The organism is Arenibacter arenosicollis (genome assembly GCF_014397245.1).
Taxonomy (GTDB): domain Bacteria; phylum Bacteroidota; class Bacteroidia; order Flavobacteriales; family Flavobacteriaceae; genus Arenibacter; species Arenibacter arenosicollis.
This window is the reverse complement of sequence record NZ_JACLHY010000026.1, coordinates 1-26,742: the sequence shown is the minus strand read 5'-3', so window position 1 is coordinate 26,742 and position 26,742 is coordinate 1. Positions and strand designations below refer to the sequence as shown.

Here is a 26,742-nt window from a genome sequence, read left to right as displayed (position 1 = left end):
TATTTATAACCAGTCTAAATTAAAATAGAATGAAAAAAATACTCTTATTTGTCAATTTATTAGTCACAACCGTCATTTGCGCACAGAATTTCGGCACTGTCAGCGGTACTATAGTTGATAGTGAAAACAATCCTGTTTCTTTTGCCAATGTATTCATAGAGAACTTGAAAAAAGGTGGTATGGCCGATGAGTTTGGCCATTATACCTTAACCGACATACCCTATGGCGAATGGCAGATTAAAGTTAGTTCGGTTGGATTTAGAACTATAAAATTTCCTTTAAACCTGTCCTCATCCCAAATCAGCAATCTGGTTATTAAACTGAATATGGACAATGCCCTGAGCGAAGTAGAGGTATTCGGAAGACGACTGTCGCACCCAGACAAGATTGAAGCCCTTACTCGCCTCCCCTTAGAACCTTACGAACAGATACAGAGCATTTCCGTAATTTCTGAAAAATTGATCAGTAACCAGGGCGCCCTCACCATTTCGGAAGCTACCAAAAACGTCCCTGGCGTATATACATTCGCCACCTATGGCAACAAGCGTGAGAGCATGTCGTCACGAGGTTTTAGAGGAATACCTATCTTAAAAAACGGCGTAAGGGTACATTCCGATTTTAGGGGTGTGGGAATATTAACAGATATGCAAGGGGTAGATAATATTCAGGTATTGAAAGGGGCAGCTTCGATTACACAAGGTGTTGCCACGGACTTGGGGAGTCCAGGAGGGGTAATCAATATAGTGACCAAAACTCCTATCTACCAATTTGGTGGCTCAGTTTCACAACGTTTCGGAAGTTTTGGACAGGTTAGACCCACATTCGATATTTATGGGCCTTTAGATGACAATCAGTCGATGGCCTTCCGTATCAACGGTGCCTTGGAACGTGCAGATAGCTTCCGTGACGGAGTCAGTTCAGAGCGTATCTATATAAACCCCTCATTACAATGGAAAATAGACGATAAGACCAAAATTACCATGGAGTTCGACCATTTTGATGACAGTAGAACCCCAGATGTAGGTACCGTAAATCTAGCCACCAACGAGGTCAATGCCATTTACGATCTTCCCAGAGATCAATTTCTAGGATATGAAAACGACCGCTCCCTTACCAAAAACACCACTTATTCCCTGCGTTTTGATAGACAACTAAACGATAAACTAACCCTAAAGACTGCTTTTTACAAATCCCAATTAAAATTGAACGACAAAGGAGCCAGCCTTGGTAATGTAGTTTCAATAGACGATGTGGAGCAATACAATCTGCGAACCAGAGGATACTCTACCTCTACCCGATCTGATGATAACGGCGTTTTACAAGTGGATCTTATAGGCGATGATTTTAAAACCGGAAGCATTACACACACTTTTCAGGTGGGATTCGACTATCGTACTTCCAAATATAACACCACTAGTCAGTCTTTAAGCGCCATAGACACCATCAATGTTTTTGAGAACAATTCAAGTACTTTGCCCAATGTAACTCTTAACAGTGGAAACCCAGGGGGAGCAGAAAGCAAATCTTTGGGACTTGTAGCCCAGGACGTGGTTTCTTGGAACCAATGGTTTAAATCATTTTTAGGAATTAGATATAGTACTACAGAAACCATCACCGATCTAGAAAATAATAAAAGTGATGCCTTTAGTCCACTTGGCGGTATTATTGTTAGCCCCTATAAGAACATTAACGTTTTTGCCTCCTATACCAATAGTGCCTACCCAAGAACTGCCGCTCGCTTGGGTGTCAATGGCGAAGCTTTGGGGAATGAACGTTTTGACCAATTGGAAGCAGGTGTAAAAACCAGTTGGTTCACAGACCGCCTAAGGTTTAACCTTACCCTTTTTAAAATCAATAACAAGAACATTAATTTACCGGTGTATGACGAAAACTGGGTAGCCACAGGTTTTTACCAAAAGGGTGGTAACGATCAGAGGCAGGGACTGGAAGTGGAACTCACAGGACGTATCTTGGAAAACTTGACTGCGGTTGCAGGCTATTCCTATATAGATGCACAATACAAGGAACACACCTCTTACGTATACGGTTCTGCCCCATTGAATACCCCTAAACACACCGCAAATGTATATTTGGACTATAAATTTGAAGGTATGCTCGAAGGACTTTCCTTGGGTGGTGGGGTATACTATACAGGAGAAAGACCTATAAACGATTGGTCGTCAGGGCCGGTTACTCACGAAGGAATAGTTCCAAATGAAAAGCCATTCAACGTGGAAGCTTATACCTTGACCAACCTTCAGGCAGGTTATAGGTTCAATAATCATTGGGAAGTTCGGCTTATGATGAACAACGTTTTTAATGAAATAGGATACAATGCATATCGTACCAGCTATATCAATCAAACAGACCCTAGATCCTTCGCTGGTATACTGCGATACACACTTTAACAATTTACAATTCTTGAATTATGTCCAAAAAAGTTAAAAAATATACTTTTAGAAAGTTTATCAATGATGCGCATCTCTGGCTGGGGATAGGCAGTGGAATTATTTTATTCCTTGTCTGTTTAAGTGGTACTGTATTGACTTTTGAAGAGGAAATCAAGGACCTTTTTGTCAAAGATTTTGTTGTTGCCGATGCCACAGGCAATACGCTTTCTATGGAGCAATTATCAGAATCTTTAGCTGCGGAAGGCATCGTAAGCACTATCACCATTCCCGAATCAACAAAAGAAGCGCTAAAATTCAGTGTAAAAACTTCCTCTAAGGAGAGGCGGGGCACTACCTATTTTGTAAATCCATTTTCAGGGGAATACCAAAAAGAACAAAAATCTTCATTGGAGGGATTTTTTTTAACCATGTTCAAAATGCATAGATGGTTATTGATGGATACCGAAATAGGTAGACCCATCGTAGGTGTAGCCACCATAATATTTATCTTGCTAGCTATCAGTGGTATAGTATTATGGTTTCCTAAAAAATTGAAATGGAAGAATTTTAAACCAGGCTTTAAAATTAAGTTTAAGGCGAATTGGAAACGGATCAACCACGACCTACATAACACACTTGGATTTTACGCTTGTATTTTTTTGGTTATCATGTCCCTTACCGGACTCTTTTGGTCCTTTGAGTGGTACAGGGACGCTGGCAGTGCCGTTTTAGGGACTAAAGTTTTTGGCAATCGCGGTGGCGGACCTAAATTTGAGTCGGCCGTAAAGCCCAATGCTTCCATAAAATCTTTTGAAGAGATACTGTACATTGCTTCTGCTGAACTAGCTTACAAGGGCGAGACCAATGTTGCTGTTCCTGTCCAAGAAAATGATGTTTATACGATTACAAAAACCAATACTTCCAGATTTTCACCTGTGATAACCGATAAGCTTGTATTGGACAGGGACGGAACAATAATCCATAAGGAACTTTTTTCCAGCAAACCATTGAACGTTCAGATAGCCTCCTTGATCAGACCCATACATATGGGTACTATATACGGCTCATTTTCAAAGATCATTTACTTTTTAGCTTGCTTGGTCGCTACTAGTTTACCCATTACGGGAACCATTATATGGATCAAAAAACTGAAAATAAAAAAGTCGAAAAAGAAACAACCGGTACTGGCTTAAAGCAATTTTAATATAATTTCACAAAAATATAGTGAACATAAGGGCCATTATTGGCCCTTTTCCTTTCTACCGCTAAATCTTAGTACCAGATATCCCACCAAACCGGAAAAAACAGAGCCTATCAAAATACCCACCTTAGCAGAGTCTATGAGCATTACATTATCTGAAAATGCCAGATTGGCAATAAAAATGGACATGGTAAAGCCTACCCCCGCCAAAATAGCTATTCCCGCAACCTGAATAAAGTTCATATCATCGGGCAATAATGCTAACCTGAGTTTAACACCCAACCAAGACATCAAAGTGATCCCAATCAATTTACCTAGAAACAAAGCTATAGCGATATTTATCATCAACGAGGTATCAAAATCTACTGTGGCACTGAAAACCACTCCTGCATTGGCCAAGGCAAAAACCGGCATAATAAAATAAGCTACCCAACCATGAAGTCGATGTTCCAACCTTTGAAGTGGCGAGGTAAATTTATCTGTCAAATCTTCCAGGTCGTCCATATGTTCTATTTGTTCTTTGGACAGGATAGGAACCTTCTCGTTATTAGATCGGGAAATACCTTCAATTATTTTGGATAGGTTCTCCTTGAAATAATTCATATCCACCTTTTGCCGTATGGGCACGGTAAAGGCCACTAATACACCAGCAATTGTAGGATGTATGCCCGATTTTAAAAATAACAACCAAATAATAAAGCCAAGAATTACCGTCAGATATTTGGAATAAATACCTTTAAAACCGAGATACGAAAGCACCAGTAAGGGAATTAAAGAATATAAAATTAAAAGCCAATCAACCCCACCGCTATAAAAAATAGCAATTACCAAGACAGCACCCAAATCATCCACTATGGCAAAGGCAGTTAGGAATATTTTTAAACTTAAGGGAACCCTATTCCCTAGGAGCTGAAGAATTGCTAATGAAAAGGCAATATCCGTTGCCATCGGAATTCCCCAACCTGGAGCCGTTTGAGGCTGATTATTTAAAAAAAGAAATAAGGCCAACGGAAATAGCATTCCCCCGAGTGCCGCAAACAAGGGAAATATAGCTTTGCGCAGTTCGTTAAGTTCTCCTATAAGCAGCTCTCTTTTTATCTCCAATCCGATCAAAAAGAAAAATAAGGCCATCAGCCCATCGTTTATCCAAAGAGAAAGTGGTTTTGTAAGCTGAAAGGCGTCGGAGCCGATGCCAATTTTATATTGCCATAGAGAATTGTAAGATTCACTAAACCCAGAATTGGCCCAGATCAGGGCTACGAGCGTGGCACCAAACAAGAGGATACCACTTAAACTCTCTATTTTAACAAATTTTTGAAACGGTGTAAGAATAATTCTTTTAATCATATAATTTAAAAGTGAGTGAACGGAAATGCCATAAATGTAAAAATACATAAATGCCACAAATACCAAAGTACAAGCTTTAATTCCTAAGTGCGGTTTCTCTTCCAAGCCATATTGACACCAATCAAAAAGGCATTAGGGCCTGGTTTAGATCAAAAAATCCCATTACAACGTTCAAGCATTAGGCCTGCCATGGCTTCCCTACTTTTCCTATTGGCAATTTAATATATGTCTGGACGGATTTTAATCAAACTCGATTTTTGATATCAACTTAAGCATTTTCCCGCTTAAGGAAAATAGCCATTGCAATTGCTCCGTAACAAGGTGGGCTTCTTGAAGATCCCGATCCAATTGAATATCCAACATTGGGGAAAGCCCTATGTTCTGGGGTAAAAATGTCGGAAGCTGCTCCTTGGAAAATTCTTCCAATTGAAGCTCCGTAGGTGCCTCGTATGATTCTGAATCTTTCAAAGCGAGTAGTACTTGCCCCAGGTTTTGATCAATTTTAGAAATAAAGTTTTTGAACTTTACAGAGGCTTCTGTGGTAGGATTGTTCTGGATATAGGTACTGAACGATGCCAATGATGATAGAAAGGTATGGTTCAGCACTACCAGTTCATAAATTTTATCCAAATATTTTTGTTTGGACACGGGTTCTTGTGCCATTCGTTGAAAAGCAGAACTAAGGTTGGAAGTTTCAACAAAAGCTTCCTTGCGCGACACCTTGTAGGTAGTGGTCACTTTTCCCTTGCGTTCATAATAATTGGCTATTTGGGAAAGAAACTCCCTATTGGCTTTAACGCTATTTTCCAATTGATGTCTTATTTCCATGAATCCCCAAGCCGGCCAAATCCACAACATGGCCACAAGGGAAAGTCCTGCTCCGATCAAAGTATCCAATACTCGGTATTGAATTACGGTTAGGACATCTGGACGCATAATGGCGTAAATAAATACAACACTCAAGGTTATAAAGGTTGCCCCGGCCCTATAGTTCCTTTGAACCATTGAAAAGGCAATAACCAACGACACCACTCCCAGAACTCCAAATACATAGGGATTTTGAGTTAGAAAAACAAAGCCGGTTGCAATGGCACCGCCTATGAGAGTTCCGATAATTCTATCCTTTGATCGAGATTTGGTAAGCCCATAACTTGGGCGCATAATTACGATTATGGTTAAGAGAATCCAATAAGGATTCTGAAAATCGAAGTACGAACCAAGAGCGTACCCAATCATGACAGTAACCGCTAACCTCAACGAATGTTTAAATATGGTCGACTTAAAACTAAAGTTCCTTAACAATAATTTGGGATCATAATCTTGGGACACTATAAAACGTTTGGAAGCATTCCGGTCCACTAAATCGACAGAACCCATATCCGGATTCCCTAAGAGCCATTTTATCTTTTTAAGTTTTTCAAATTGCTTTTCCTGATATTCCAAAAGGTTTTGAAGCATTAGGAATCCCTCGTAATCGGAAGCCTCCCTTTCCTTCCTAAAAAAATCAATTTCCTGTTTCACCTTGGTAAAACAATCGGCCAATTTAGAATTATTCGGAAACTTACTTTGGTCGGTTCCCACCTCGGCCATTACCCTTAATTGACGGGACATTTCGAATATTAGGTTCTGAAAGCTCTTTATATATTCCGGATGGTGGTTGAAAAGCGCATCCATTTTATCATAATTCACGGGATTGGCAATTGCCGTTTCAAGCATATCTACCAATTGAACAAATACCAATAATCGTTTGGCCTGATAATTAGATCGGCCTGAGGTTCTCCGTGACAGAAGCAAAATTTCCCTTAGGGTTTCGTGATGCTCAATTAATTTACTTTGTATTTCATATAATTTGGTCTGCAATTCCTTTCGATCGGTTTGCGGTCCAACCAAATTACCACGAGTTTCAAGAAATTCAGCAGTAAGAACAAAAGTTTCCCCAAAAAGTTCCTCAGTCTGAGCTTTTGGGTTTATGCGGTACCAAAGGACTGCCAACGACAAATACCAAAGTCCACCAACACCTACCAAAAAGGCATATTCATAGATCTCCAATTCCTGGGAATCATGGGCGAAACTCAACACCAAGGCCAACAAGCCCGAAAAACTAATTAATGATGCCCTAAACCCATAAACCGAGATAAACGCAATGGCAAATGTCAAAATCCCTAAAATTGGCAGTAGCAACCAAGCCTCAAACTTCAAATATCCTCCAATAAAACTCACTACCATGACCAATACCGCAGAAAACAGGATTCCAAATTTTTTGTGGCGGTAACTTCCACTGACATCACTTGGTGAACTCCAAAAGGCCCCTAAGCAAAGAGCCAGTCCAATTTCTAAATGTCCAGATAAAATACCCCCTAAAATGGGCAAGGTAACCGCAATGGCGATGAGTATTGCCTTGGAGAAACTAGTACTTTTCAAGAACTGCAACAGTTCCCTACTATTAGAGGAAATGGATTGGGAAATTGATATCAAAATGTAATTGTTCAGCCCTAAAGATACGATTTGGCCAATTGCACAACAAATATTAAAATTTAGTATTTGTTGGGTTTCCGGATTTTAAGATAACACTACAGTCCAGTAAAATAAGAAAGGACTGAGCTCCGTTGAGCTTAGCTTTTACCCCAACTTTGAAATGAGCCATAAAAATTATACTTTTGTTTAACTTTTTTTCCAAAATAATGAACAACGTTAAAAGTAACTTTAGCATCAAGGACCTTGAAAATCTTTCTGGCATAAAGGCTCATACTATCAGAATATGGGAAAAACGTTACAATCTTTTTCAACCAAACAGAACGGATACCAACATAAGATGCTACAATATAGAGAACCTACAGAAACTACTGAACGTTACGTTTCTCTATAATAACGGTTATAAGATTTCAAAGATATCGCAACTTGGAGAGGATAAAATTCCAAACGTTGTGAGAGATTTGGTTTCGGAGCAAAGTAACAACGGACATGTTTTAAATTCTTTTAAAATGTCGATGATGAATTTTGACCAAGGTCTGTTCTTCAAAACTTATAACGAGCTATTAAAAGCAAAATCTTTTCGGAATATCTTCTATGAAGATTTTATTCCCTTTTTACATGAATTGGGACTACTTTGGCAGACTAATACCATTACACCCTCCCACGAACATTTTATTTGCGCCTTGATCAAGCAAAAGGTTTTGGTGAATACTGAAAAGTTACAATTTAACACACCCACCAAAACTTCCAAAACCTTTGTGCTATATCTTCCTGATAATGAAATACATGAGTTGGGGCTAATGTTTCTTAATTATGAAATCCTGTCTAAAGGCTACCATGCCATTTTTCTTGGACAAAGTATCCCAATATTTAGTTTAAAGGATTTAAAGCCCTTATATGACAATATTGTATTCATTTCCTATTTTACCGTTCAACCGGGCAAAGACAATATTATGGCATATTTCAAAAATTTTCATGATTTGCTATTAACAGACAATACCTCAGAGCTGTGGGTATTGGGCAATATGCTTCGGGAAATAAATCAAAAAGACTTGCCCAAAGCCATCGTTCCTTTTTCCCGAATAGATCAATTGGTCCAAAAGCTCTAATCTACATATTGCTTCATTAAAATAGGAGAACCTCCAAAAATTTGCTGCGCCCAATTGTTAATGTTATCTCCAGTTTGCTAAGAAATCCGTACTCCATGGATATAAATCAAGGGATTTAACCTGGACTACCTATTTTACTTGATACTTTATCCACTATAAAAGGAAGCAATTCAGGACTTCAAAGCTCATAGTAAACCACCATATTCTAAAATCAAGTTAAAGTTTGTTTAATATTTAAATAAAAAGGTTAAACATTTTGTACCTTGTGCCATACAATCCTAAGTCATGGCAAAAAAGAAAACACTTTCAGAAAACGACATTATTTCATCCTATATGGATTTTGTCCTTGAACATAACGAAAACCCAAAATCGGTCTACGCTTTTGCTAAAGCCAACAACTTTGAAGAATCAAAATTTTATCAATTTTTTGGTTCTTTTGAGGCTATTGATAAACGCGTTTTCAAAGCCTTTTTCGACAATACTCTTTCTGTTTTGGAAAAAAGTGAAGACTATAAATCTTTCGATGCCCGTAATAAACTATTGAGTTTCTACTTCACTTTTTTTGAAAATTTGACTGCCAATAGAAGTTATGTGGTTCATGCACTGGATCGCCATAAGAACGGTCTTAAAAGTCTAACCTTACTATCGGAGCTAAAACAGAGCTTTACCTCATACATTGAGGGTCTTAACATAGAGACTCTTGATATTAAACAGGAACAAATAGATAAAATTCAGCGACGCGCGCTAAGGGAATCGGCCTGGTTGCAATTACTGCTGACCATGAAATTCTGGATGGACGACACCTCTGCCTCTTTTGAAAAGACCGACATTTTTATAGAAAAATCGGTCAACGCTAGTTTTGATGTTTTAAATATTGCGCCTCTTAAAAGTGTGATCGATTTTGGAAAATTCATTTTCAAGGAAAGAATGCACACGAACTAAATTCCGTTGATGAAAACAATAGACAATATACCTGTTTCAAAAATACATCGTGCCTCAAAATTGGTTTCCACGGGTGCCCGCGTTGGGGTTAATTATCTCAAGTACTACGGCGATGAACTTACCAAAACGGAAATTGAGGCCAGGACGCGACTCAACGAAAACAACGCCGAGGATATCTATGACAGCCTTAAACAACTCAAAGGAAGTGCACTTAAAGTAGCACAAATGCTAAGCATGGAAAAAAGTATAATGCCGCAGGCTTATGTAGAAAAATTTTCCTTGGCCCAATTTTCCGTACCACCTTTGTCTCCCCCTCTGGTACTTAAAACCTTTAAAAATTATTTTGGCAAATTGCCAAGTGAATTATATGATTCCTTCAACACAACTTCAGTCAACGCCGCCAGCATTGGGCAAGTCCATGAGGCAGTTAAGGATGGGAAAAAACTTGCTGTGAAAATCCAATATCCTGGAGTTGCAGAGAGTATAGCGTCCGATTTAGCCTTGGTTAAACCCATTGCTATAAAAATGTTCAACATAAAAGGTAAAGACTCGGACAAGTACTTTAAAGAAGTTGAAGGAAAACTGGTTGAGGAAACAAATTATGTGTTGGAAATGCAACAGAGCAAGGAAATTGCTAAAGCCTGCTCATTTATTCCCAACCTTTTATTCCCTGAATATTATGAAGAATTATCCTCTGATCGCATTATTACTATGGACTATATGAAAGGCGAACACCTTTCCGAGTTTGCTGCCTACAATACCGATCAAGCTAAAGCCAATAAATTAGGCCAAGCGCTATGGGATTTTTATATGTTTCAAATTCATAAACTCAGAAAAGTGCATGCCGACCCACATCCAGGTAATTTCTTGGTGTCCAAGGAAGGTGAATTGATTGCTTTGGATTTTGGTTGTATGAAAATTATTCCCAATGAATTCTATATCCCTTATTTTGAACTCGCCAAACCGGAAAATATTAGGGATTATAATTTTTTTGTTTCCAAACTATACGAATTGGAAATTTTACGTGAAGACGATTCAAAGGAAGAAACGAAATTCTTCACGGATATGTTCCATGAATTATTATCTCTTTTCACCCAACCGTTTCATGAAGAAACCTTTGACTTTTCAGATGGTGAATTCTTTGGAAAAATCACCGAATTGGGACAACGTTATTCTAAGAGTACCGAATTACGAAAAATGAATGGAAATAGAGGTTCCAAACATTTTATTTATATCAACAGGACCTTTTTTGGCTTATATAACCTCATGTTCGATTTAAAAGCCAACGATATTAAGATCAATAATTTTATTGGCTTGTAATGCAGTATTACCATTTAATGATTTATCCAATTAAGGTAACAGATGAAAATTCTCGTAACAGGATCCACAGGTTATATCGGAAAACGATTGATCCCCATTTTGATCAACGAAGGTCATCATGTGGTCTGTGCGGTAAGGGATAAATTGAGAGCCGACAAAAATTATCTTAAGGATGAACACATCACCATAGTTGAGGCAGATTTTTTAAAACCTGAAACACTCAAAAATATCCCTAAAGATATTGATGTGGCTTATTATTTAATCCACTCCATGTCTAACTCATCCAACAATTTTGAACGCTTGGAGGCCGCTTGTGCGTCACATTTTAAAACCTATTTTCAATCTACCCAATTAACACAGGTCATTTATTTAAGTGGAATAACCAACGATGAGCAACTTTCCAAACATTTACAATCCAGAAAAAATGTAGAGGACATTTTGGCTTCGGATTCATACGCTCTTACCGTCTTAAAGGCTGGTATCATTGTAGGATCAGGAAGTTCATCCTTTGAGATTATTAGGGACCTGGTAGAAAAATTACCGGTCATGGTGGCGCCGAAATGGCTCAATACCAAAACACAACCATTGGCAGTGAGGGATGTGTTGGCGTTTTTATCAAGGGCAAAAGGAAAAAAAGAGCTATTCAACACTTCCTATGATATTTTTGGACCCGAAATTTTGACCTATAAACAAATGCTCCTGGAGTTTGCAGAGATAAGGGGACTAAAGCGTTATATCCTAACAGTGCCGGTAATGACCCCAAAACTTTCTTCGTATTGGCTGTACTTTGTTACCTCAACCTCCTACAAATTGGCAACAGCACTAGTAGATAGTATGGGCGTCCAAATTGTTGGGAAACCCAGCAATATAAATCAACTTCTGGAGGTAAATCCCATAACCTACAAAGAAGCTGTAGAATTGGCTTTTGAAAAAATTGAACAGAACAGCATTGTATCCAGTTGGAAAGATTCCATGGTAAGCAGTGGTCGCTTAAGGAATAGCCTGCACAAATATATTAATGTTCCCAGATATGGCTGTTTTAAAGACTATAAAGAACGTGAAGTCCAAAATGAGGAAGATACCATTAATAAAATCTGGTCTATTGGCGGAACAACGGGTTGGTACTATGGAAACTTCCTTTGGAAAATAAGAGGTTATATAGACAAGCTGGTAGGTGGTATTGGATTACGCCGTGGTAGAACCCATATCTCCGAATTGAATGCGGGGGATGCCCTAGATTTTTGGCGTGTAATTTTCAGTGATAAAAAAGAAAAAAAACTATTGCTCTATGCTGAAATGAAGCTACCGGGAGAGGCTTGGTTGGAATTCAAAATTGAAGATGGCCTTTTAAAACAAACAGCGACCTTTAGGCCACGTGGACTTGCTGGCCGTTTGTATTGGTATAGCGTCTATCCGTTCCACGGTTTAATCTTCAGTGGGTTGATCAATAAACTGGTTTCCAATTAAAACTTTACGTGCATAGTAATAGCCTATACCGTCATAAGCAAATAGAATCCCTTTTTGTTTAACTAATTTTCAAAACTATTAAACATTTTGTAGCTTTGATAACAGGATTAAATCAAGATGATTTTAGAAACTTCACATAAAAACAAAGACATTTCCCTACTTATCAATGATGTTGTAGGGAAGCCTTTCAGTTTTATAAAAACCATAAAAATGAAAGGGTGCACTTCTAAAAAAATGATTATCGAAGATTCTAGTCCAAATTTGAAAGCCTACCAAAATCGGGCCATTGACGCTACCTTTGCAAATATAGAATTACGCCCCTTGGGAATACTTATAAGAATTATAAAAGGCCTGAGCAATTTTACTTGGGTAATTCCCTATTATCAATTGGTTATTTACAAAAGTAACAGCAACCATATATATTCCCAAGGACGTTTTATACGGTTTGGAGTAGACAAGAACTTCAAAGAAAACAAAGACTTCTTTGACAAACTTTTTATTCAAAAGGCAAATTATAAGGCCAAATATGATTTTCTAAATTTTAAATGATCAAAAGCGAAAGGGATATAGATCGAATTATTGAAATGGCTTGGGAAGACAGAACACCTTTTGAAGCTATCGAATATCAGTTTTCAATTTCTGAAACGGAAGTAATAAAACTGATGCGTAGGGAAATTTAATACTCCGGCAAAAATAGCAGAATTACAAAACTATCTTAAAAATTAATATTATGGATCTCATTAACGAAGCATTAGAATTTGAACAAAGAAAACTAAAATCGCTTTCAACAAGTGACAGGATTGAAATTTCACGAAAAGCAAAGGCTTTAATTTTGGGCTTGAACGAAATTTATAAGCACCAAAAGGATGAAAAGATCATGGACATCATGAAGCGCTTAACAGCAATAAAACGAAAAGTAGAAAAAAGATTAAAGGGTAGGCAGTTGGTCTCCAACATATAGACATCCATAAAATGAAAACAGTAGTTATAATTGGAGGTAGCAAAGGGATAGGTAATGCTATTCTTGAAACTTTGGTTGATTCCCATAAAGTAATCAACATTAGTAGGTCTGTCCCAGAACTAACCCACTCCAATTTAACACATTTTAATTGTGATATACTTAAGGACGAATTACCAGAAATTACAGCTATGGATGCCTTGGTATACTGTCCAGGAAGCATCAATTTAAAACCTATTGCAAGGTTAAGCTTGGAAGACTTTAGGGAAGACTTTGAAATAAATGTTATTGGCGCCGTAAAGGCTATTCAAAAGTATTTGAACATATTAAAAAAAAGCGAACGACCCTCGGTTTTACTCTTTAGCACGGTGGCTTCCAAATTAGGCATGCCTTACCACGCAAGTATTGCCACTGCCAAATCCGGTGTAGAAGGATTGGTGAAATCCTTGGGTGCGGAATTAGCACCCACCTTACGCATAAATGCCATTGCACCCACGGTTACAGATACGCAATTGGCTTCAAAGCTTCTGCGCAACGATAAGATGATCGAAAACATTAAAGAACGACACCCTTTAAAGAAATTTCTAAACCCCAAAGAAGTGGCAGATATGGCAGAATTTTTATTATCGGACAAAGCCTCCTCTATCTCCGGTCAAATTTTTGAAATGGACTGCGGAATTGTAACTTTTAAAATTTAATGTATGAATCCGTTTAAAATATTTGCGGCAACTCTATTCTCGGGTTCAAAACCTGATGAAAAGATTGATTTGCAAACCCTATATGAGATAAATATAAATGACTTAAGCGGTAAGCCGATACACCTCAAAGCCTTTGAAGGAAAGCATATTTTATTTGTAAATGTGGCTTCAAAATGCGGCTTTACTCCCCAATACAAAGAACTACAAGAACTTCATGAAGCCTATAAAAATAAATTGGCGGTCATTGGGTTCCCATGCAATCAATTTGGGGGCCAGGAACCTGGCAAGGCCAAGGACATTGAAACATTTTGTGAAGTAAATTATGGGGTAAAATTCCTAATAACCGAAAAGATTGAGGTAAAAGGCAAAAACCAGCATCCCCTGTATAGATGGCTTACAAACAAATCTATAAACGGCCTTAAAAATTCTACGGTAAAATGGAATTTTCAAAAATATCTTGTGGACGACAAAGGAAATTTAGTCGATTATTTCTTTTCAAATACCAGCCCCATGAGTTCCAAAATCACAAAACACTTAAAATAATAGTCATGTTCGGAATTTTCAAAAATAAATCAAAAGAAGAAAAGCTTCAAGAAAAATACAACGGCCTAATGAAGGAATGGCACACACTTTCCAGTATCAATAGATCGGAAAGCGATAAAAAATATGCTGAGGCGCAGGAAGTTTTGGAAGAACTGGTGGCCCTTCAAAAGAATTGAACACAACATTCAAATGCACTTATTCCAATTACTTCTATAGCATCACATAATCCTTTGGCCATGTACTTGCAATAACCACCCTCTATATCTGTTATTGACCTAAAGTTCTTAACTTGCCATTATTACTCCTTCCACTTCACTTTCTTTATTATTTTCTCTAGGTTCTGAAGCTATTTCGTTTTAACATTCAAGACCACTTTTTATTTTATTGTGTACTTTAAACACACAATTACCTGCCCTTAATTTTCATTTTCATTATTCCTTAAATTAAATCTACAAGAAAAATGGAGTGTGACAACACTGGAAAAAATAAGCATAAATACCCTATCTTTAGTACGGTTAGTCTGACAATGAGTTAAATAATTAGGAATAGATGAAGTTATCAATACTTTTGGCCACACTTTTTTTATACTTAATTGGAAATGCCCAAAACCTTCCTGGAACCAAATTAAAAATCAAAAAATTCTCTGGTGAAATTGTGTTGGATGGTATCTTGGATGAAGTTGCCTGGAAGGAGGCCGATGTTGCCGATAATTGGTATCAGAACTTTCCCGTGGATAGTTTGCCTTCCCCTTTTCAAACGGAGGCACGCCTGACTTATAACGATGAATTTTTATATGTCTCATTTGTTTGTTACGACGATGATACCCCAGATGTGGTAAGTACACTTCGAAGGGATTTCAATTATGCCATAAACGATAATGTTTCCTTTATTTTTGGGCCTTACAATGACCGTTTGAACGGATACTTTTTTAACGTTACAGCCATCGGGGCACAAAGGGAAGGTACCGTATCCAGTGGTGGTAATGGCGAAAATGCCTTCAATATTTACTGGGATAATAAGTGGTATTCCAAAGTGGTTAGATACAAGGATAAATGGATTGCCGAATTGGCGATCCCATTTAAGAGTTTTAAGTATAAAAGTGATGTAAAAGAATGGAATGTTACTTTTGATAGGCTGGATAAAAAGAGAAATATTAAGTCGGCCTGGGTCCGTACTCCACGACAATTCTACACAGGCACCTTTGCCTATGCGGGCCAGCTGGTATGGGAAGATCCTATTCCCGAGGCTAGTTCCAATATTTCACTAATACCCTATATTTCTGGAGGGGCATTTCAGGATCGGGAGCTAGAACCCATTGAATCCTCTACCGAACTTCAGACCGGTTTCGATGCCAAAATAGGCATAACGCCCTCTATGAATTTGGACCTCACCGTTAACCCGGATTTCTCCCAGATAGAAGTGGACGAGCAAATTCTTAATTTGTCGCGATTCGAATTTCGATTTCCCGAACGAAGGCAATTCTTCTTGGAAAATAGTGATCTTTTTGACAATGCCGGTTTTGATTCTGCCCGACCGTTTTTCTCAAGACGTATTGGCATAATACAGGATACATCAGGAATTGCTCAGAAAGTACCCATAATGTATGGGGCCAGACTTAGTGGAACCATAAATGAAAAATGGCGCTTAGGGGTCATGAATATGCAAACAAAGAAAATGCTGGAATTGGGACTACCTGCCCAAAACTACACTGTAGCAACCGTTCAAAGAATGTTTCATGAACAATCCAGTTTTTCCATGACCTTTGTGAACAAACAAAGTTTAGGGGTTTCTGAAAGCGATTCACTGAAATATTACCATCCCAGTATTTTTGGCCGGCCTACTATGGATGAGCGTGTTCGACCAAACACGTACAATAGAGTCATTGATGCTGATCTGGTGCTGAGAAGTAAAGACAACAGATGGTACCATAGTTCTTTTTTAGCCCAATCCTTTGACGACAAAAACAAGGCAAAGACCATGTCCGGCTCAGCTTTTTTCCAGTATTCCGACCGTAGTCTCTTGGCAAATTTGGGAACCTTTTTCGTTAATAAAAATTTTAATGCTGAAGTTGGCTATGTGCCTGGAAGTATGGTATATCCTGGACAAATGGGCTATTATTCGGAAGTAGCTTATAAAATTTACCCAGAGAACAATAGTTTGCTTTACGCTGGACCCCAGGCTAGAATAAATGACACCTATTTACCCAACGGTACCTTGGTGGATAGGGAATATGCCATAGGATATGCATTTGAATTTAAAAACTCTTCTAACCTAAGTTTGGATGTAGAACATGTTTTTCAACAACTGACCTTTGATTTCAATCCTGTGAACGATGCCGAGTCCAGAAAATTTTTGGAAGGAGAGGAATATCGCTGGAATACTATTTCAGCCACTTATCAGAGTAACACTACAAAAAAAATGAATTTCTTGTTAAACTCCACTTATGGCGGGTTTTACAACGGTACCAATCTAAATATAGCCGGGCAGCTGGATATGCGATTTCAACCCTATGTAAATATTGCTATGCGTTTTGATTATAATAATCTAAAATTGGAGGAAGACTACGGAAGAGCAGAGTTAATTCTTTTAGGACCAAAGTTGGATGTCACCTTTACAGATAAACTTTTCTTTACAGGTTATTACCAGTACAATAATTTAACGGACAATATGAATTTGAACGCAAGGTTTCAATGGAGATATAAGCCCGCTTCGGATTTCTACATAGTTTATACGGAAAATTATTTTCCCTCTAATTTCACAAGCAAGAATAGGGCATTGGTTTTTAAACTTACCTATTGGATCAATCTCTAATCAACCTTTTATATCAAAAGGGCTACAAAACAATCCTACCATTTGTGTTGCCCCAGCTAAAGTCCTGTTCAATCATCAAGTAAGATGTATTTCATAATGTACTCCTACAGCAATTTTGCTTATTCTTTTGTAAAAATATGATGCTGTGTCGCTGTAAAATAATCGGAGAAAATTTGGTTTAACGGATGGTTCTTTCTACTTGCTTTTACACCCAAATGAGGGAAAATTTCTATGATATTCCTAGAAATACTTTTCACCGAATTTGTAGCTTCATTATGTATCAGCTCAATGTAATCGGTTTTAAAAACCATTCCCTCATCTATTCTTTTCTCTATTTCCGCCGCGTAATTAGTTATCTTTTGTTCGGAAACTACAACCACACCTTCCAAATCTGTCATTTTCGCACTTGACACAAAACAGGCAGCTTCCTCCAATAAATGTTCGGCCATTCCAATATAGTTTACCCACAGTGTTAGATCGGCAAAAAGGCTGAATGGAATTTTAAAAATGGGTTGAGGCAAGTAATTTTGGTTATACAGAAAACTACAGGATTTATGAACCAATTGATCCTTTACTTCAAAAGAATGGGTAGCCGAAGCTTTCAATCCCATCGTATTCCAGTCTTCAATAATCTGAACCTTATCTTTTGAGATAACAAATGATCGCACTTTTGGTGATCCATCATCATTTATTAATTTAATTCCTTTTTTAAGAATTTCGGCATTTAGGGTAAAATGTGTAAGATAAGGGGCTCCAGTGGCATAGCGCCATTTACCCGATATTTTATAATGATCGTCACATATCACGGCGGTTCCAGAAACACCTCCACTTCCTCCCAAACAAACAGGAGCCTTGGAACTTAGAAAAATATCCCGGGCTGCACACTCCTCCAAGTTTCCAATAAAATAGTTGGCACCACTGCAAAGTGTAACCGTCCAGCCAAGGCTTGCATCGATCCGAGCCAATTCCTTCAATTTATTAAGTCCGTCTGTTAGGGACAGCTCCAATCCTCCAAAAGTTTTAGGGACCCATATACTCCAAAGGTTTTCCTCCCCTATCCAATCCAAAACTTCATTAGGAAAAATTTCTACTCCCGAACAAAGTTTCCTAAGCTCTTGCAGTTTGTCTACCTGTATCATATGTAATTATTTTTCTCCATTTAAAATAACCTGAGGTTCCCACGATAAATAAGAAAATGGTAAGTCCGGCGTATATGTAAAGTTCCTTATAGAAGAGAAGGGGGATAGCAACAATATTGCTAATATTGAGATAGATCCAATTTTCCATCTTTCTTTTGGCCATGAGCCACATTCCGGCCCATGCAAATGCGCTTACGGCGGCATCCCAGATGGGAACATCTGAATTGGTGTAAAATACCAGCCAGAAACACATAAGTGCGAAACAAAGCAGTACAATGCCCATTGCTGTTATACGTTCCGTGGTGTTGGCATAAGAAATTGGAGTTTCTTCTTTTTGTATACCGAATTTCCAATAAAACCAACCGTAGATACTCATAACCAGATAATATAGATGGAGTATAATATCTGCATACAGTTTTGATTGATAAAGCACCCAGATACCGATTAGAATTGAAGTAATCCCAAATAAATAATTGTGAATATTGTTATTCCGTGCCAGGAGCACCTGTGTTACGCCAAAAGCTGTTCCCAAGGATTGCAACACGGTAATATGCGTGAAAAAATTGTCCATCGATTTCCTTACTTAAATTAGTGAAATGGAAAGATGAAGATCGTATCGATAGGCAAGATTGCTACATCGAATCAAAATCCCTACGCCGGCATTATCCGGATCAGGTTCAGAGCAAAAACTCCTGGGTATCATCTCAGCCTGCGGTTTATGGCAAGCACCCCATTTCAAAAACAAAGCTAAAACTAATTTATGATTTGTTATTCATTTTTGTACAATTATTAAAAAAAGAATGCCCCTTTCGGGAAAATCAACAACTAAAAAACAATTTTAGAATTTGATATGTGCAGGACCTAACAAAGTAAAGATGCTTCGGTTCCAATCTTTCTAATCTTTTTTCACCAAAGTATTCAATACCAAAGCAGAGATAATCATAAATAATCCTATGAAGCTATAAATAGAGTAGGCTTCATTGAACCAAAAAACGCCAATGGAAATAGTGAAAATTACCTCAATGTATTTTAAAGGAGCTACAAGATTTGTTTTTGCAATTTGAAACGCCTTGGTCATATATAATTGCCCCATAAAACCAAAAACACCCAAGAGAAGCAAAAACGCCCATTCGTAACCAATGGGTTGTATCCATACGGAAATAGCTAGAAGTCCGCCAATAACAGTACCTACGAACATAAAATAATTTACTACAACTGCTGGATGGTCAGACACCCCTATTTTTCTAATAACCACATATACCATTCCACTAAAAACGGATGCAGTTAGGATTAAAGTTAATCCTGTGGTATTAATATTGCCATCAAATCCTTTTAAAACCAGAACCCCTGCAAAAGCAGTTAGGAAGAAAAGCCATTGAACATTTTTTAATTTTTCCTTTAACACGAAAACAGCAAAAATAGCCGCAAAAATAGGGGCCACATAGCGCAATGAAACTGCTGTCCCTACATGTAAGTGTTTTAAGGAAAGAAAAAACAAACTCATAGCCGTTAAGCCCAGAATGGCTCTTAACAACATTAATCTTCGTTTATTACCGAATATTGGAATCCCCTTACTCAGAATAAAAGTAGTTGCCAACACAAAGGAGCCAAAACATCTAAAAAATACAATTTGGAATGTTGGGATACGAGCTAAATATTTTACTGAAACATTCATCAAGGCAAATGAAAAGGTGCTGATAACCATAAAAAGCACAGCTTTTTTAAAATCCAATCCGGAAGGTTTACTCCATTTAATATTTAACAAAATAGCGCTGTTGTTTCGCCAAAGCCAAAGACCATTGACATAAAAATGCTAAGGTATGAATACCTCACCTTTACTTACGCTTATAGCCGTATAAATTCTAGGATTCAATATTTTTTAGGTTTTTACACAGTCTGTATTTTTCAAGCTTATTGAAGGTGGTGATACTACCTTAAGGCGTTAGGAGAAGTTGGTTTCGGATTTGGTTATTCAATATCTAACTAACTTCTGTAAAAACAAAATTAATGTTGTCCGTTTTTGACATATTGTTGTCCGTATCATGCCTAAAATCTGGGATATATTTGTATTATAAAACATTAATTATGGAAAAGAATATAGCTATTCTAATGGCAGATTTATCGGGGTATACCGCACTTACGGAAACACACGGCGCCACTTCTGCTGCCGATTTAATTGATAAATATATTAGAATCGCAGAAAATTGCCTAGTGGGTGACAGCAAACTTCATCAACGAACAGGGGATGAAATAATGTTTATATCAGATTATCCCGACTTTTTACTTGCTACAGCACTTAATTTAGAAACCAGTACAACCAACGAAGAAAATTTTCTTCAGATACATGGGAGCTTACATTTTGGCAATGTTTTGACCCGGGGCGATAGTTATTTTGGATCTACAGTAAATCTCGCAGCCAGAATTGCCGCTAAGGCCGCAGCTGGCACCTTCTGGTGTTCTGATGACTTTGTAGCGTCATTAACAAATAACTCTATCTGCGCATTTAAATCCTTAGGCCGTCATCTATTTAAAAATATTAATGGACAAAAAGAATTATTTGAAGTGGGTATAGAAAAAGCAAGGACCACCTATATCGATCCCATTTGCCGAATGTTGATCGTCAACCCTCAAAATGCAATCCATCATCCAAATGAAAACGAACTTTATTTTTGCTCCACACAATGTCGCGAAGAATATAATAAAACCCACTGTATAGTTCAAGGTTTAGAAATGCAAAAGCAATCTTAAAATCAGTTAATTTCTAATTAAGTCTAGCTAAAAAATAAAATACTATGATACCAATCACTATCGGAATATCCTCTGGACTACTGATTATATTAGTGTTTAGCATATTAAAACAATTGAATAAAATGATAATCTATGGACTTATTCTATCCGGAATCGGATTCCTCTATGTAGGTTTTGTATGGACAGATTTACAAACATTGGTGGTAAATACCATCCAAGCAGTTTTGTTCCTATTTTTAGCCTATTACGGCATAAGAAAAGGAGTTCATATACTAGCTCTTGGCTATTTTTTGCATGGATGTTGGGATGTTGCCTATAATTTTTTTTCGGACCCAGGACTGATTCCTCCAAGCTACGATATGTTTTGCTCATCACTTGATTTTACTGTAGGTGCCTATATTTTAGTCTTCAATAACCAGTTCAAAGTGAATAGCATTGACCAATAAAAGTGAATAGCATTGACCAATAATTAGGTATTATGATTACAACTACCCTACTCGTCAAAAATATGGTATGTCATCGCTGTATACTTGCAGTCGAAAATATTTTAAAAAATAATTTAATCCCTTTTCGAAAAGTCAATATTGGGGAAATTAGGTTAATGGTAGCGCCTTCAAGAAATGAAAAAGAACGGCTTAATAAAGAACTCAATACAATTGGATTCGAAATTATTGATAATAATACCGGGCAACTTATTGAGAAAATTAAAACCCTAGTAATAAAAATGGCACGCAATGAAGTGGATGAAGAAGTAAACAGGATAAATATGTCCACTTACCTCTCTGCCAACATTCATCATGAGTATACTTACTTAAGCGGTTTATTCTCATTTATTGAAGGAAGAACAATTGAGAATTATTTTATAGAACAGCGCATTGAAAAAGCGAAAGAGTTGCTGACCTATGGCCAGATGACATTATCTCAAATTGCCTGTGAACTAAATTATTGTGGTGTATCACACCTATCAAAACAGTTTAAGATTATTACTGGATTAACACCCTCTTTATTTAAGAACCAGGGTATTGCCCACCGTTTCCCAATTGACAAGATTTAACCCAAAACTATACAATCAATTCCCAAAGAAGTATAACAAATACATCCAGGCATAGGCTAATTTTACTTTATTAAGAAACAATAAAAAACGTATTATGAAAACAACAATAATGAGCAATAGTACTCAAAAAACAGACAATGTAAAATGCGGAAATCCAAATTGTAAATGTGTCAATTGCAATTGCGGTTCAACTTGTACCTGTGCAAATTGCATTTAAACAACACTTTTTTAAATTTTTATGGCCGTTCATTTGTGGACGGCTTTTTTTGTCTATTTAGATCCACTAATCCTTTGGAATTATCAAATTCCAGTCAACGATTAGGGATTGGCTGAAATTGACGCCTTAATGTCTGATATTAAAATTGACTTGGCTTATATTTATTAAACCGATCAAAAACAAAAATATGCAAAAATTCGCTTTTATTATTCCACCAACTTTAGAATTACTTGACCTTGCAGGTCCAGTACAGGTTTTTACCGAAGCCAAATTCTATGGTCTTCAAATGGATATTGAATTTTTTCAATTTAAGGATAACCCCATTAGTACGGCTGGATTAGGCTTTGAAAAAATCAATAACTATAATGATGCAAAACTAAATGAAGGGGATTTTGTCTTTGTTCCAGGAATGAATTTCGATTATGTTAGTAGTATCGCTTTTAAGGCAGAAAAAGAATTTTTCATATGGCTCAAGGATTGTTCTGAGAAAGGGATAACGGTGTGTTCCATTTGTAACGGAGCTTTTGCTTTGGGGTATGCAGGGTTGTTAAAGGATACTGAATGTACTACACACTGGCGCAGAATAAATGAGCTGCAACTCCAATTTCCACAGGCTAAGGTTATAGCCGATATTTTATATCTCAAGAGTAATAATGTGTACACCAGTGCCGGCATAAGTGCAGGGATTGATCTTGCCTTGGCCATTCTTGAAGATTTAAAGGGGCCTCTATTTACGCATAAAGTAGCAAGAGGCTTGGTTATTTATCACAGAAGGAGCGGAAAACACAGACAGCAAAGTATTTACCTCGATTACAGAAACCATATCAATCCACATGTGCATCAGGTCCAGGACTTCCTAATTGAGAATCTTTCGAAAGAGAATGACATAGAGTCCCTAGCGTCACTCGTAGGAATGAGTTCACGAAATCTTAGCAGGGTATTTAAGGACAGGACAGGGTTAACCATATTGGAATACCTTACACTATTGCGTAAGGAATATGCCAATACCATGCTTAATAATCCCGACTATACTATCGAATATATAGCCTCTAAATGTGGATTTAAAAGTGCTAGGCAATTGCAAAGAATTTTGGAACAGTAAGCCAAGGTGAAACTAAAAATATTTAACACAGCCCTGAGGTGTAATTCCCTAATGGATTTTAGAGACAACTACATCCTTGGAAAAGTTTAAAATGATTTTAGAAACACTCTGTGATACGACACTAAAAATGAATTTGGATTAGAACTATTCCAATAACATTATTTGTGAATTAATCTTTTATGCCCCAGTTAGTATGCTCAGCATACCACAGGGTATCTGAATTCACCACATTTCCAGTGAGTATGGCACCCTCGATAGGGTAAAATATAGAATATGAAACTCTTTTATTCTCACAGTCTATATCCGAAAAACGTATTCTGTGTGTTGTTCCTTCAAGTATGTTCAACGAGTCCTTGAATACAATTGCATAACCATTGGATTCGATTTTTAAATCAGGAGTAATGAATTCATTTTCCAACAGTTTAATGGGAAGTCTTCCTTCCACGCTGGGATGTAAAAACATCTAAAAATCAGGAGTTTCAAGTATAGATTTAATAATTTTTTCCCTTTCACCACTGGTGAAGCATATGTCTTTATTTACTTCATTCCCGTCCAATTGAACCCTGAACTTTTCCTTACAGCTTATAGTTACAATAAAAAATATACTAAATACGATTATGGCCTTTTTGTTCATAATTGTTGGCGATTAAAAAACAAAGTTACAACACAATCCAGGATTACCTCACTGCGCTCGGTGAACCTGTTTATGGGGCTGTACTCAAGTAAATCCAGCATGAGCTAGCATCTGTTCGCCATTTTTGTTCTAATTATAGTCAAGATTAAATTGAGCTTTTTGGCTACCTACCCATGAGCTGATTCTGCATTAGGCCAGATTGGTAATAATTAAAAATTATAAAACTGGAGCACTCTTCAGGTTTTGCATTAAAATTGACGTTTTTAGAATTAATCCTTTTCTTGATTTCCTCCTAATTTTAAAAAATCTTGAATGATAATAGTTATCTCTCTAAAAATTAAAAATAATGAATATGCAAATAATTTTTGAATATCACAATGTATCCCAAAGCGACCGCTTGGAACAACTTGCAAAGGAAAAACTAGAAAAACTGGGAGCCAAATATGATATGGTCATCCGGGCCGATGTATTTTTTAAGGAAGAAAATACCACTTCGGAGGAAACTGGAAAAATCTGTAACATACGACTAAGTTTGCCGGGCCCTCGACTATTTGCCGAGGCAAGTCATAAAGATTTTGTTAGTTCTATTTCAGAATCGATCAACGACCTTGAACGGCAACTTCGAAAACGCAAAGAGAAAATGAAAGAATATTAAACTAATATATCTTCTACTTGAAAATATAAAGTGCCGATGAGCTTTCATCGGCACTTTATAAACTAAAGCTACTATAATTTTATTTAGAGTAAATAACATGGGCATCTCGCACTTTGGTATCCAAGTCGTTCATAGAATTTACATAACGGTATTGGTTGTTCAATACATTGTCGGCATGCTCTCCAACAATAATATGCACGACGTCCAAATCTGGCGCGTTGATTTCTATTTGATCCTGCACACGCATCTTTTTATCGCCCAAATTGGTTTCCAATTTGTCAAGTTCTGAAATCACATATAACCTACGATCGGAGGCCCTGACTTCTTGAATCTCCAGATTGTGCTCATTACCTGTCACTTCCGCTTCAACTACTATAGTGCGTTCCATTTTATCTTCGCCCGGCATGTCTACATCAATCACAGGAACCTCAACTTCCTCTTCCTCCATAACCACAATAACTTTTGGAATTTCTACGGTTTTGGTAGTGGTGCCAATATTTACATCTGCCCAATTGACCTCATATTCAGGCAATTCCCCGGCATCCGCGCTTACATCCACGTCCAAATTAGGTAATTCGCCCTTCTCATCTTTTTTTACATTGCAACTACTAATCAGCGCAACTATTAATAATGGTAATACTATTTTTTTCATGTTCTTAAATTTTAAGTGTTTATATTATTTATTAACAATAAATGCATGGATTACTCCAGGTAACCACCCCACTAGAGTTAAAAGAATACTTATAAGCAAGGTGGTTCCGACTCCATGCTTTAGAAAAACCGCTAAAGGCGGTAACAAAATGTTTAAAATTATAGTTAGTAAAGACATCGTTATTTATTTTTTGATTCAATACAAAAGTCGGGGATTTATAGGGAATAGATTGACGCAATTCCGAAAAAAACGAACGACATTACTATACCATCTCCTATGAATTTATTGAGGTGCTGGCAAGTCGAACAAGAATTCAATCCAAAAAATTTCGTTCTCAAAAGATATTAAAAGGTAGATTAAATGGCCCCGTTGGGATGCTCATGATAAACGTGGAAATCAAAGGAATTGGCGACTAGTGAAAATTTAAAACAAGGCACACCCAACCTAACAAGGAAAAAAATAAAACCTTGGAAGATTTGAGGTAATTTTATCCTTACCTCACTGCGTTCGATGAACCTGTTTAGAGGCCGGTGCTCAAGATAATCCGATACAGGCTAACGCCTGTAAGTCTTTTTTGTTTTCACAGCTTAAACACCTAGTGGTGCCAACTATGAATAATTATGGAGTTCGTTCCAGGATTTCCTCACTGCGTTCGGTGAACATGTTTGGGGGGCGGTGCTCAAGATAATCCGACACAGGCTAACGCCTGTACGTCCTTTTTGTTTCCACAGCTTATACACCTAGCGGTGCCAACTATAAATCATTATGGAGTTCGTTCCAGGATTACCTCACTGCGTTCGGTGAACCTGTTTGGGGGGCGGTGCTCAAGATTATCCGACACAGGCTAACGCCTGTAAGTCTTTTTTGTTTCCACAGCTTATACACCTAGCGGTGCCAACTATAAATCATTATGGAGTTCGTTCCAGGATTACCTCACTGCGTTCGATGAACCTGTTTAGAGGCCGGTGCTCAAGATTATCCGACACAGGCTAACGCCTGTAAGTCTTTTTTGTTTCCACAGCTTATACACCTAGCGGTGCCAACTATAAATCATTATGGAGTTCGTTCCAGGATTACCTCACTGCGTTCGGTGAACCTGTTTGGGGGTCGGTGCTCAAGATAATCCGATACAGGCTAACGCCTGTAAGTCTTTTTTGGGATCAATCTCAAAAGTTGGGTCTAAAGAGAAAAATAATTTTCTTTGTGCTTTAAATTACATTGATGAATAAAGGCACTGAGTTATCCTTGTTAAGTTTAATATTACCAGAAGGAATATTAGAGTA

General features: G+C 37.5%; 26 protein-coding genes, 1 pseudogene and 1 riboswitch. Of the genes and pseudogenes, 18 read left to right on the top strand and 9 right to left on the bottom strand.

Going from position 1 to position 26,742, the window contains the following annotated elements; translation table 11 throughout:
* The first annotated feature begins 29 nt into the window (after window positions 1-29).
* Both H4O18_RS18705 and H4O18_RS18700 read left to right on the top strand, forming a co-directional pair.
* Window positions 30-2,408 carry a TonB-dependent receptor gene (locus H4O18_RS18705; protein ID WP_187587491.1) on the top strand — a complete coding sequence of 793 codons (2,379 nt, stop codon included), beginning with the start codon at window positions 30-32 and terminating at the stop codon, window positions 2,406-2,408.
* A 20-nt stretch (window positions 2,409-2,428) separates the two neighbouring features.
* Window positions 2,429-3,583, top strand: a complete 1,155-nt coding sequence (locus H4O18_RS18700; RefSeq protein WP_187587489.1) for a PepSY-associated TM helix domain-containing protein — start codon at window positions 2,429-2,431, stop codon at window positions 3,581-3,583.
* A gap of 47 nt (window positions 3,584-3,630) precedes the next feature.
* Here H4O18_RS18700 and nhaA read toward each other — a convergent pair whose 3' ends face one another.
* Both nhaA and H4O18_RS18690 read right to left on the bottom strand, forming a co-directional pair.
* Window positions 3,631-4,938, bottom strand: a complete 1,308-nt coding sequence (gene nhaA, locus H4O18_RS18695) for a Na+/H+ antiporter NhaA (RefSeq protein WP_187587487.1) — start codon at window positions 4,936-4,938, stop codon at window positions 3,631-3,633.
* Window positions 4,939-5,178: 240 nt separating this feature from the next.
* The gene (locus H4O18_RS18690) at window positions 5,179-7,413 is read right to left on the bottom strand and encodes an FUSC family protein (RefSeq protein WP_187587485.1); all 2,235 of its coding nucleotides are present in this window, start codon (window positions 7,411-7,413) and stop codon (window positions 5,179-5,181) included.
* 206 nt (window positions 7,414-7,619) lie between these two features.
* Here H4O18_RS18690 and H4O18_RS18685 point away from each other — a divergent pair, with 206 nt between their 5' ends.
* From H4O18_RS18685 to H4O18_RS18635, 11 genes and pseudogenes are all read left to right on the top strand, one after another.
* A complete protein-coding gene (locus H4O18_RS18685; protein ID WP_187587483.1) occupies window positions 7,620-8,519 on the top strand; it encodes a MerR family transcriptional regulator in 900 nt (299 codons plus the stop codon).
* Window positions 8,520-8,804: 285 nt separating this feature from the next.
* Complete coding sequence (locus H4O18_RS18680) at window positions 8,805-9,461, top strand: TetR family transcriptional regulator C-terminal domain-containing protein (protein WP_187587481.1); 657 nt, start codon at window positions 8,805-8,807, stop codon at window positions 9,459-9,461.
* Between the two features lie 9 nt (window positions 9,462-9,470).
* The gene (locus H4O18_RS18675) at window positions 9,471-10,781 is read left to right on the top strand and encodes an ABC1 kinase family protein (RefSeq protein ID WP_187587479.1); all 1,311 of its coding nucleotides are present in this window, start codon (window positions 9,471-9,473) and stop codon (window positions 10,779-10,781) included.
* Between the two features lie 42 nt (window positions 10,782-10,823).
* Window positions 10,824-12,248 (top strand): SDR family oxidoreductase, encoded by a 1,425-nt coding sequence (locus H4O18_RS18670; protein ID WP_187587477.1) that lies wholly within the window; start codon window positions 10,824-10,826, stop codon window positions 12,246-12,248.
* 117 nt (window positions 12,249-12,365) lie between these two features.
* Window positions 12,366-12,797, top strand: a complete 432-nt coding sequence (locus H4O18_RS18665; RefSeq protein ID WP_187587476.1) for a hypothetical protein — start codon at window positions 12,366-12,368, stop codon at window positions 12,795-12,797.
* A pseudogene (locus H4O18_RS18660) lies at window positions 12,794-12,925 on the top strand (TIGR03643 family protein); the annotation flags it as partial. The gene H4O18_RS18665 and the pseudogene H4O18_RS18660, both read left to right, overlap by 4 nt.
* A gap of 53 nt (window positions 12,926-12,978) precedes the next feature.
* Window positions 12,979-13,209, top strand: coding sequence for a hypothetical protein (locus H4O18_RS18655; protein WP_187587472.1), 231 nt, complete (start codon window positions 12,979-12,981; stop codon window positions 13,207-13,209).
* An 11-nt stretch (window positions 13,210-13,220) separates the two neighbouring features.
* Entirely contained in the window at window positions 13,221-13,904 is a 684-nt protein-coding gene (locus tag H4O18_RS18650) for an SDR family NAD(P)-dependent oxidoreductase (RefSeq protein ID WP_187587470.1), read from the top strand.
* A 3-nt stretch (window positions 13,905-13,907) separates the two neighbouring features.
* Window positions 13,908-14,447: a glutathione peroxidase gene (locus tag H4O18_RS18645; RefSeq protein ID WP_187587468.1), complete on the top strand. Its 540-nt coding sequence runs from the start codon at window positions 13,908-13,910 to the stop codon at window positions 14,445-14,447.
* Between the two features lie 5 nt (window positions 14,448-14,452).
* Window positions 14,453-14,623, top strand: a complete 171-nt coding sequence (locus H4O18_RS18640) for a Lacal_2735 family protein (RefSeq protein WP_142189554.1) — start codon at window positions 14,453-14,455, stop codon at window positions 14,621-14,623.
* Window positions 14,624-14,996: 373 nt separating this feature from the next.
* Window positions 14,997-17,258 (top strand): carbohydrate binding family 9 domain-containing protein, encoded by a 2,262-nt coding sequence (locus H4O18_RS18635; RefSeq protein WP_187587466.1) that lies wholly within the window; start codon window positions 14,997-14,999, stop codon window positions 17,256-17,258.
* A 119-nt stretch (window positions 17,259-17,377) separates the two neighbouring features.
* On the opposite strand, the gene H4O18_RS18630 is transcribed toward H4O18_RS18635, so the two are convergent.
* The 3 genes from H4O18_RS18630 to H4O18_RS18620 form a co-directional block, all read right to left on the bottom strand.
* Window positions 17,378-18,397 (bottom strand): acyl-CoA dehydrogenase family protein, encoded by a 1,020-nt coding sequence (locus tag H4O18_RS18630; RefSeq protein ID WP_187587465.1) that lies wholly within the window; start codon window positions 18,395-18,397, stop codon window positions 17,378-17,380.
* Complete coding sequence (gene pnuC, locus H4O18_RS18625) at window positions 18,366-18,968, bottom strand: nicotinamide riboside transporter PnuC (protein ID WP_187587463.1); 603 nt, start codon at window positions 18,966-18,968, stop codon at window positions 18,366-18,368. Before pnuC ends, H4O18_RS18630 begins: the two co-directional genes overlap by 32 nt.
* Window positions 18,969-19,028: 60 nt before the next feature.
* Window positions 19,029-19,140, bottom strand: a riboswitch (TPP riboswitch).
* A gap of 152 nt (window positions 19,141-19,292) precedes the next feature.
* Window positions 19,293-20,162: a DMT family transporter gene (locus tag H4O18_RS18620; protein WP_281387370.1), complete on the bottom strand. Its 870-nt coding sequence runs from the start codon at window positions 20,160-20,162 to the stop codon at window positions 19,293-19,295.
* Between the two features lie 320 nt (window positions 20,163-20,482).
* Between H4O18_RS18620 and H4O18_RS18615 the strand changes: the two genes are divergently transcribed.
* The 4 genes from H4O18_RS18615 (at window position 20,483) to H4O18_RS18600 (ending at window position 23,518) form a co-directional block, all read left to right on the top strand.
* Window positions 20,483-21,145 carry an adenylate/guanylate cyclase domain-containing protein gene (locus H4O18_RS18615; RefSeq protein WP_187587460.1) on the top strand — a complete coding sequence of 221 codons (663 nt, stop codon included), beginning with the start codon at window positions 20,483-20,485 and terminating at the stop codon, window positions 21,143-21,145.
* 44 nt (window positions 21,146-21,189) lie between these two features.
* The gene (locus H4O18_RS18610) at window positions 21,190-21,591 is read left to right on the top strand and encodes a DUF6010 family protein (protein WP_187587458.1); all 402 of its coding nucleotides are present in this window, start codon (window positions 21,190-21,192) and stop codon (window positions 21,589-21,591) included.
* 32 nt (window positions 21,592-21,623) lie between these two features.
* A complete protein-coding gene (locus tag H4O18_RS18605) occupies window positions 21,624-22,199 on the top strand; it encodes a helix-turn-helix domain-containing protein (protein WP_187587456.1) in 576 nt (191 codons plus the stop codon).
* Window positions 22,200-22,603: 404 nt separating this feature from the next.
* The gene (locus tag H4O18_RS18600; protein WP_187587454.1) at window positions 22,604-23,518 is read left to right on the top strand and encodes a GlxA family transcriptional regulator; all 915 of its coding nucleotides are present in this window, start codon (window positions 22,604-22,606) and stop codon (window positions 23,516-23,518) included.
* Between the two features lie 169 nt (window positions 23,519-23,687).
* On the opposite strand, the gene H4O18_RS18595 is transcribed toward H4O18_RS18600, so the two are convergent.
* Together H4O18_RS18595 and H4O18_RS18590 are read right to left on the bottom strand one after the other, a co-directional pair.
* Window positions 23,688-23,981: a hypothetical protein gene (locus H4O18_RS18595; RefSeq protein ID WP_187587452.1), complete on the bottom strand. Its 294-nt coding sequence runs from the start codon at window positions 23,979-23,981 to the stop codon at window positions 23,688-23,690.
* A complete protein-coding gene (locus H4O18_RS18590; protein ID WP_187587450.1) occupies window positions 23,982-24,152 on the bottom strand; it encodes a hypothetical protein in 171 nt (56 codons plus the stop codon).
* A gap of 352 nt (window positions 24,153-24,504) precedes the next feature.
* On the opposite strand from H4O18_RS18590, the gene hpf reads away from it, so the two are divergent.
* Entirely contained in the window at window positions 24,505-24,807 is a 303-nt protein-coding gene (gene hpf / locus H4O18_RS18585; protein ID WP_187587448.1) for a ribosome hibernation-promoting factor, HPF/YfiA family, read from the top strand.
* Between the two features lie 79 nt (window positions 24,808-24,886).
* On the opposite strand, the gene H4O18_RS18580 is transcribed toward hpf, so the two are convergent.
* Entirely contained in the window at window positions 24,887-25,459 is a 573-nt protein-coding gene (locus H4O18_RS18580; RefSeq protein ID WP_187587446.1) for a hypothetical protein, read from the bottom strand.
* 24 nt (window positions 25,460-25,483) lie between these two features.
* Window positions 25,484-25,636: a YqaE/Pmp3 family membrane protein gene (locus H4O18_RS18575; protein WP_187587444.1), complete on the bottom strand. Its 153-nt coding sequence runs from the start codon at window positions 25,634-25,636 to the stop codon at window positions 25,484-25,486.
* Between the last annotated feature and the right edge of the window lie 1,106 nt (window positions 25,637-26,742).

Excerpts from the sequence above, each read along its gene's own strand:
- H4O18_RS18635 (WP_187587466.1), top strand. The coding sequence starts at position 14,997 with ATGAAGTTATCAATACTTTTGGCCACACTTTTTTTATACTTAATTGGA.
- nhaA (WP_187587487.1), bottom strand. The coding sequence starts at position 4,938 with ATGATTAAAAGAATTATTCTTACACCGTTTCAAAAATTTGTTAAAATA.
- H4O18_RS18670 (WP_187587477.1), top strand. The coding sequence starts at position 10,824 with ATGAAAATTCTCGTAACAGGATCCACAGGTTATATCGGAAAACGATTG.
- H4O18_RS18595 (WP_187587452.1), bottom strand. The coding sequence starts at position 23,981 with ATGTTTTTACATCCCAGCGTGGAAGGAAGACTTCCCATTAAACTGTTG.
- H4O18_RS18700 (WP_187587489.1), top strand. The coding sequence starts at position 2,429 with ATGTCCAAAAAAGTTAAAAAATATACTTTTAGAAAGTTTATCAATGAT.
- H4O18_RS18680 (WP_187587481.1), top strand. The coding sequence starts at position 8,805 with ATGGCAAAAAAGAAAACACTTTCAGAAAACGACATTATTTCATCCTAT.
- H4O18_RS18590 (WP_187587450.1), bottom strand. The coding sequence starts at position 24,152 with ATGAACAAAAAGGCCATAATCGTATTTAGTATATTTTTTATTGTAACT.
- H4O18_RS18675 (WP_187587479.1), top strand. The coding sequence starts at position 9,471 with ATGAAAACAATAGACAATATACCTGTTTCAAAAATACATCGTGCCTCA.
- H4O18_RS18615 (WP_187587460.1), top strand. The coding sequence starts at position 20,483 with ATGGAAAAGAATATAGCTATTCTAATGGCAGATTTATCGGGGTATACC.
- H4O18_RS18575 (WP_187587444.1), bottom strand. The coding sequence starts at position 25,636 with ATGTCTTTACTAACTATAATTTTAAACATTTTGTTACCGCCTTTAGCG.
- hpf (WP_187587448.1), top strand. The coding sequence starts at position 24,505 with ATGCAAATAATTTTTGAATATCACAATGTATCCCAAAGCGACCGCTTG.
- H4O18_RS18640 (WP_142189554.1), top strand. The coding sequence starts at position 14,453 with ATGTTCGGAATTTTCAAAAATAAATCAAAAGAAGAAAAGCTTCAAGAA.
- H4O18_RS18650 (WP_187587470.1), top strand. The coding sequence starts at position 13,221 with ATGAAAACAGTAGTTATAATTGGAGGTAGCAAAGGGATAGGTAATGCT.
- H4O18_RS18705 (WP_187587491.1), top strand. The coding sequence starts at position 30 with ATGAAAAAAATACTCTTATTTGTCAATTTATTAGTCACAACCGTCATT.
- H4O18_RS18665 (WP_187587476.1), top strand. The coding sequence starts at position 12,366 with ATGATTTTAGAAACTTCACATAAAAACAAAGACATTTCCCTACTTATC.
- H4O18_RS18610 (WP_187587458.1), top strand. The coding sequence starts at position 21,190 with ATGATACCAATCACTATCGGAATATCCTCTGGACTACTGATTATATTA.
- H4O18_RS18685 (WP_187587483.1), top strand. The coding sequence starts at position 7,620 with ATGAACAACGTTAAAAGTAACTTTAGCATCAAGGACCTTGAAAATCTT.
- H4O18_RS18645 (WP_187587468.1), top strand. The coding sequence starts at position 13,908 with ATGAATCCGTTTAAAATATTTGCGGCAACTCTATTCTCGGGTTCAAAA.
- pnuC (WP_187587463.1), bottom strand. The coding sequence starts at position 18,968 with ATGGACAATTTTTTCACGCATATTACCGTGTTGCAATCCTTGGGAACA.
- H4O18_RS18580 (WP_187587446.1), bottom strand. The coding sequence starts at position 25,459 with ATGAAAAAAATAGTATTACCATTATTAATAGTTGCGCTGATTAGTAGT.
- H4O18_RS18600 (WP_187587454.1), top strand. The coding sequence starts at position 22,604 with ATGCAAAAATTCGCTTTTATTATTCCACCAACTTTAGAATTACTTGAC.
- H4O18_RS18605 (WP_187587456.1), top strand. The coding sequence starts at position 21,624 with ATGATTACAACTACCCTACTCGTCAAAAATATGGTATGTCATCGCTGT.
- H4O18_RS18655 (WP_187587472.1), top strand. The coding sequence starts at position 12,979 with ATGGATCTCATTAACGAAGCATTAGAATTTGAACAAAGAAAACTAAAA.
- H4O18_RS18630 (WP_187587465.1), bottom strand. The coding sequence starts at position 18,397 with ATGATACAGGTAGACAAACTGCAAGAGCTTAGGAAACTTTGTTCGGGA.